Source organism: Porcipelethomonas sp. (assembly GCF_051893655.1).
Lineage (GTDB): Bacteria > Bacillota > Clostridia > Oscillospirales > Ruminococcaceae > Porcipelethomonas.
The window spans coordinates 1-6223 of the sequence record NZ_JBJFHN010000136.1 but is presented as its reverse complement, the minus strand read 5'-3'; the positions used below and the strand labels follow the sequence as shown (position 1 = coordinate 6223).

The following is a 6223-nucleotide window of genomic DNA, read 5'->3' as shown; positions in this document are numbered from 1 at the left end:
GTTGTTGTCAGCAATGAACAGGAACTGGATACAGCATATACATTCCATAGTTCAGAAATTGTTCTTTATGATAAAAATGATTCTAAAATTGATACCAAAAACATTTCTTTTGATACAGATGATTTTACCATTGATATTCCTGTTTATATGCAGAAAAAGCTTGATTTAAGCTATGACATAAGATATGCTCCGGCAAACTTTGATGTTGATTCACTGGGTCTTGAGCTGAATGTTGATTCGATAAATCTTGCTTCTCCGAATACTGATCTTGAAAAAATAGATAAATGGAATATTGGTTCGATTCCTTTATATGACATTGACTGGGATTTCAATAAAGCGTTCCCTATTGAAATACCTGAAAATTACAAGGATCTTTCAAATATTTCTTCTGTAACAGTTAAACTGAATACTGACGGACTTGCAAAGAAAACGGTTACGGTAAATGATATATCTATTCTGAATGCACCGTCCGATTATAACTGTACGGTTAATTCCTACGGTCTTGTATTTGATATTATCGGTCCGGAAGACGATATTGCGGAAATCACCGAAAAGGATATTATGGTTTCTGTTGATCTGCTGAAATATACTATTCAGAGCAGTAATTTTACTGCGGACGCTACAATAAGTTTCCCGAATTATGATAAAGTATGGGCAGTAGGGCTTCAGAAGGTTTCCATAGAAGCTGAACCTGTTTCAGCTGATTCATCATCAGACAGTGAATAAATAAAAAAATCCTGACGCAATTTAAAAGCGTCAGGATTTTTTTTTCATAATTAATGCTGGTATCTTGATGCGAGATATGCAGCTATTGCTGCTGCATCACGGACATTTGTAACTCCGTCTTTATTATAATCTCCGCAGTAGCCTGCGAGGGATTCCATAAATTCTGTATAGTTACTGCTCTTTTTATTAGCCATCATTGCAGCAATATATGATGCATCTCTTACATCTACTTTTCCGGACAGATTAGCGTCTCCTCTCAGACCTACTTCTACCGGTATATCGGCAGTATCATCGCCGTTTATCAGAAGTGTTGTATAGCCAAGTTCTTCGTCATAAACAGTTTGTGGGTCGCTTGAAAAGTCAAAATTTACTTTCACTGTTTGTCCTGATTCGTCAGTAAAGTAGAATTTATCTTTAAAGGTTTTTTCATCTGATGTAAAATACAGATCTGATTTGGCGTTCAGTGTAATTTCATTTGCGCTGATATCGCTGAAATATATTGTTTCATAGTTGCCTGCCATATCATAAACTTCTATATAGCCGTTTGAATTATCTTCAGGGATTCCTACAAGAAGGGATTCAGATGCTTTTTCATTTTTTGCTCCGGTAAGGTCATACAATTCCTCGTCATCTGAGAATGAAATTGCTCCCTGAAGTTCTCCGTTATCTGATGCATTTATCATAAGATATTTTTCTTCGCCGATATTGATAATACCGCATGACTCTATTACCGGCTTTTCTATATCAATAGTAAAGCTCTGGGTTATAGGTGACAAAGAATAAGAATCTGAAAGCGGAGTTTTTGCCTTTATCCAGATGTTATATGTTTCATTGTTATGAATTTCTCCGTCTACATCACGGAAATCCCATTCAATTTCATAATTATTTTCTGCCAGATATCCATTTGAATCTTTCCATGTGTTCCCGCTTCCAAGCACTTCCTTATATACCAATTTATCGTCTATACCCTGTTCGTCTGTATTGTATATTTCAACAGTTATATCATAACAGCGTCTTTTCACATACATATTTAAGGCAAGTATGTTAAATGCCACATCATCCATGTCTGAATCTGATTCGGTAAGAGGAGAAAAATATGGATGTGAAACAAATTGGTTTACATCAGATTCTTCTCCGTTCATAAATGCGTCAATATAGCTCAGTATATTCATTCCTGCCATATTTGTTAAATCTGAAAGATATGAACCATATTCGTTGTCTGGATTTTTGTATATAAATGGTTCAAATAAAGACGCTTTATTGTTTTCAGACCAGTCTCCGCAGAAAGTCATGAATGACAAGGTAAGATCCGGAACAGATTCTCCGGTAAGAGTGATATAGCCGTCAATAAATGTACCGTTTTTAAATTCTTCAAAAATCTTGTCGTATTTTCCGGTAATGATGATTTGAGCTGTTAAAGCAGCCGTACTTCCGGGTTCAACTGTGATATCCTGGATTTCTGCTCCATAATTCGGATCCATGAATTTTATATTGTAATCCTCGTCTTTAATAAGACGCTGCGTATTCCAGTTAAGAGTACCGTCAGTAGTAGAATCGCAGAATACTGCTTCATTTAAGTGATATGTCTGAGCGGTATCACTGACATTGTGTATATTAAACTGAAGAGTATAGTTTCCAGATTTATCTTCACCTAATGAAATTTTCGGACGGTAATTATCAGTCTCACTTTCAGACGAAATATAGCAAGGGGTATTAATTGCATCTGCAATATTGGCAAGACCATTTCCCTGTACTCTCGGAGAAGCCAGTTCAAGTCCGTCGCTTGTGTATATGGGAGTTGCAGTAGACATAAGAAGTTTTGCCATAAGCTCAGTGTAGTCTGCTTCAGATGTTATTCCGTAACGTTCCATATTTTCTTTCAGATACTGTTTAAGCAAAGCATTTATTCCTGTTAGCTGCGGAGCAGACATTGAAGTACCGGAAAGGGTTTTATATTTATTGTGAACGCTATTTGAACTTGTATTTTTATCGTTTGGATAAGAGGATAAAATATTTCCTCCGAATCCGGTAATATCAGGTTTTAAAATGAGAGTTTCTGTATAATCCCATGAAGAGAAACTGCTCATTACTTCCTTGCTGTATTTTAATGATATCTGATTTTTATTACTGAAAGAAACGACTTTTTTATTTTCATCAATCATTTTCATGCCATTGTCATATGATATAAGCCCTGAAGGAAGTGATTCGCATGAAATAGTCAGTTCGCTGCTTTCGGCAGTATTATAGAAAATTATTCCTTCAGCACCTGCTATAAACGCATTCATTGCCTTTTCGTCAAAGGTGATTTTTCCTCTTGCCACCAGAGCAATTTTGCCTTCAACATCAATATTTTCGTAATCTGATTCTTCACCTAATCCGGGAACAGCAACATATTCCATAGTTTTTCCGTTAAATTCTTCTGAAATGTTAATGGTTCCTGGAAGTATTTCATAGGAATTTTCATTTACTGTTATAAAATTTGACAAGGTAAAAAAGTTCTCTGCTGAACCAACTGACAATGTACTTGTAATATTGTCAGGACATCCGCCTGAACTATAATCCATTGAATTAAATTCAGATTTTCCGTCATTTCCGGCAGCTGCACAGAAAACAGTTCCCGTATCAGTAATATTATTAATTGCTTCCTTTTCAAATATAGTTGTATCGTTATATAATGTCACACCGCCTTGACCATAGCTTGCATTTATAACATCTGCACCAATATAGAGACAGTCATCATATGCGGCAAGAAGTTTACTGTCTTCCAGATCATATACTGACATTAAAGCTAGCTGAGCGTTTGGTGCAATTCCTCTTGGATTGTATGATGTATTTGTTACAGCGTCCGGATTTCCGGCAGCAATACCGGCAACATGAGTTCCGTGAAAGGCGTAGTCTTTAAGTGTATCGTTTACCTTTGAATAATAATTGAATGCAAACGGAATTTTTTCACTGTAGTAAAATCCCTTTCCGCCGACACTTGAAGCAGATGTATACGGAGAAATTGCCTTAACATCTTCACGTGATATTTTTCCTGAAACACCTTCAGGCATGGTTAAAAATTCATGCCTTAAATCAAAGGAATCGTCTATTATGGCAATGACCATACCATCGCCTGAATATCCGGTATCGTTTACTCCGACAGCTTCCATTACCTTATCTGTAATACTTTCATAGGAATATGTATTGCTTTCGGATGTGTTTTCGGCTTCGGTTTCTGATGTGTATTCATTATCCTGGATAGGGGCTGTTAAACATATATCTGATATTCCCAAAGTTTCTTTGCTGTTTTTGACTTTTTTAAAATCACTATAGCTGATATTAAAACTAAAGCCGTTTAATGCAGCCGTATATTCATATTCTGGTGTGATTGCCTTGCCAAGAAAACTGGAAAGCTGTTCCTGAACAAATTCATGTTCTTCCATTATTGAGGCATATTCTTCTTTTCCCTCATCGGTAAGTATAAATTCTGAAACCCCCATTTCTTTGGCAGTTTCATTTTTTGAAATAGGGTCTTCTGTGAGTCTGACTATGCATCTGTACTGCTCATTGTCAATGCTTTCAGAATACAGATATGATGCCATTGCCTGAGAGCCTGATGAAACTATAACAGAAACAGACAATGCTGCTGATGTAATCAGCGATATTAATTTTTTCATTGCTTCCTCCATTTATGATTAGTATTATCTCTTATGTGAATATTATACCTTATTTTTCTATGATAGTCAATCAAAGGCAAAAAAATAAAAGGGTGCTTTTTAACCTTGCAAAAAGCACCCTTTATTAATATTTGATTATATTTTCTTATATACGCTGACAATTTCTCCAGTAAATGCTTTATGAAGCGGATCGCTTTCGTAAAATTTAAGAAGGCTTTTATCAAGAAAACTGTCAGTTTCCATATTCTGCGTATAAAGTTTTCTGCATACTAAAATAAGATTTGCTTCTTCAAAAGCAGTATTCCCGTCAAATTCTGCAGGAGTAAGACCGGTTTCCTGAGCCTTGTCATAATCCCTGCCGGAATGTGATCCGCAGAAGCTTAATGCTTTTCTGTACTTTTCATCAAAAAATGAAACGGTAAAATATTCATTCTTTTCCATAAGTTCAAAAGTTTTTCTACTTGGTCTTACAACAGTTGTGAATACCGGAGCGTTCCATAAAACGCCCATTTGTCCCCATGATGCTGTCATGGTGTTATATTCATTCAGATTACCGCTGGTAAGAAGAAACCAGTCCTTGCCGATAAGCTTAAACGGATTAAATTCCAGTTCATAAATGTTTTGCTTTTCAAAATTCATAAAACGTTCTTCCCTTCAGATAATAAAATCAACTGTACACAATAACATATTATCACAAAAGAAGAAATATTACAAGTGGTCAGGCTCTTTTAAGCACGGGTTTATACTGAAGACGCAGTTTATCTGTAATCAGTGCTATAAATTCTGAATTTGTGGGTTTGCCTTTGCAGGTATTTACTGTATAACCGAAAAATGAATTCAGAGTATCCAGGTTTCCTCTGTCCCATGCTATTTCTATAGCATGTCTGATAGCTCTTTCTACTCTTGATGAGGTTGTATCAAATTTTTTCGCAACAGTAGGGTAAAGCATTTTAGTAACGCTTTCCAGAAGTTCCTTGTCTTCTAAAGATGCAAGTATAGCTTCTCTTAAGTAATGATAGCCTTTGATATGTGCCGGTACGCCAAGCTGATGAATAACCTCTGTCACTATAACCTCCATGTCCTGACCGTTATCTTCTTTAGACTCAGTTCCTGTTCCGTGGATAAGTGAAAGAATTCTGTCGCCCAGTGCATTAACATCAAATGGCTTAAGCATAAAGTATGCCGCTCCGTTTTGCATGACCTGTCTTTCAATAAACGGATTGTCATAAGAGGATGTAACAATAAACTCAGGTTTCTTGCCGCCGAGTGCCTGAACTTTCTTAATGAGTTCTATGGCGTCCATGTGCGGAAGAATAGCGTCTACGATAACTACGTCGGGACTGTCATTCTTTATAGTTTCAAACAATACCCCTCCGTCCTTTGGTCTTGTTACGGCATACATTCCCATACTCCTCAGAGTGCTTGCGCATGTAATACCATATTCAACGCTGTCGTCTCCTATTAACACCTTAATTTTATTAACCATTGTTCTACCTCCTGTTTTTTTCTACTTCTTTATATTAACACATTAAATTTAATAAAGCAATAGCAATTATTAAATGTTTATATCAAAATTTGCAGCTATTTGTAAAAAAGATGTTACCAATTTATTAATTCGACAATCCGGAATGACAAAACTGAAACAAATCCAGTAATCCTCCTCTGTTTATTACAGCAATAAATTTAAAATTTCAAAATTTTTATGAACGGTATATTTTTTCATTTTTCCTTTTCATATTTCCGTATTTTTTATTTTACCGCTTATAGCATACTTATGCTTACTCATAATTCTCCGGAAGACGTCAGTGAAGTTTATTATAAAGGAAAAAGTGACAGCT

Annotated in this window: 4 protein-coding genes; 1 reads left to right on the top strand and 3 read right to left on the bottom strand. The window is 35.8% G+C overall.

Annotated features, from left to right (window positions below; genetic code table 11):
* A partial coding sequence (locus tag ACI4WO_RS08420) for a hypothetical protein (protein WP_439807115.1) occupies positions 1–726 on the top strand: 726 nt, incomplete at its 5' end.
* Between the two features lie 50 nt (positions 727–776).
* On the opposite strand, the gene ACI4WO_RS08415 is transcribed toward ACI4WO_RS08420, so the two are convergent.
* From ACI4WO_RS08415 to spo0A, 3 genes are all read right to left on the bottom strand, one after another.
* Positions 777–4385 (bottom strand): S8 family serine peptidase, encoded by a 3609-nt coding sequence (locus tag ACI4WO_RS08415; protein WP_439807114.1) that lies wholly within the window; start codon positions 4383–4385, stop codon positions 777–779.
* Between the two features lie 135 nt (positions 4386–4520).
* Entirely contained in the window at positions 4521–5024 is a 504-nt protein-coding gene (locus ACI4WO_RS08410; RefSeq protein WP_439807113.1) for a flavin reductase, read from the bottom strand.
* A gap of 79 nt (positions 5025–5103) precedes the next feature.
* Entirely contained in the window at positions 5104–5871 is a 768-nt protein-coding gene (gene spo0A, locus ACI4WO_RS08405; RefSeq protein WP_439807112.1) for a sporulation transcription factor Spo0A, read from the bottom strand.
* Positions 5872–6223 lie beyond the last annotated feature (352 nt).